The organism is Desulfobacter latus, assembly GCF_013389365.1.
Lineage (GTDB): Bacteria > Desulfobacterota > Desulfobacteria > Desulfobacterales > Desulfobacteraceae > Desulfobacter > Desulfobacter latus.
On record NZ_JACADJ010000177.1, the window covers coordinates 1 to 632 of the forward strand.

Genomic DNA, 632 nt, shown 5'->3' on the forward strand with positions numbered 1-632 from the left:
TGCTTTCCCTATGACTTAGGAACTTGCTTATAGATTATGATACATGCATCCTCCAATTTTTTTGACAACCTTCTATTATACCACATAAGTTTTATAAGTTTATCAATTCATTTGCAAACCACTATAAGTATGGTGTCCCCGTAATTCATGCAATAGTTGATTCTCTATGGTAAAAAGTATTGACATCAGCGGCGGAATAAAATATTTAATCCCGATTGGTTCAAATTATGAACTGGTTGCAGGAAAAACGCATGTAACCTAAAGGGCGGAGCTATGTCGTCTCACCGTATTTACACTCAATCATCACGTTTTTTCCCACCTCAACCGGATCCCGCAATTTAATGTCGGATAAAGATAAAGAGTTTATACGTTTACAGCTTTTAAAACTCCTGGCTGAAAACCCTCAACGCTCCCAACGCGAACTTAGTAAACTCATGGGAATAGCCTTGGGTCGTGTCAACTATTGCCTGAGCGGCCTCATAGACAAGGGTTACATTAAGCTGGAAAATTTCAGGAATAGCGAGAACAGGATACTTTATGTCTACCATCTCACGCCCGCAGGCCTTGATGCAAAGTTAAAACTGACGTTTCAATTTTTAAAACGCCGCCTGGAGGAATATACCCGGATTAAG

At 39.9% G+C, this 632-nt stretch carries 1 protein-coding gene; it reads left to right on the top strand.

The features are described from left to right. Positions 1-341: 341 nt before the first annotated feature. On the top strand, positions 342-632 hold a 291-nt coding region (locus tag HXW94_RS18855), incomplete at its 3' end, for a MarR family EPS-associated transcriptional regulator (protein WP_178368423.1).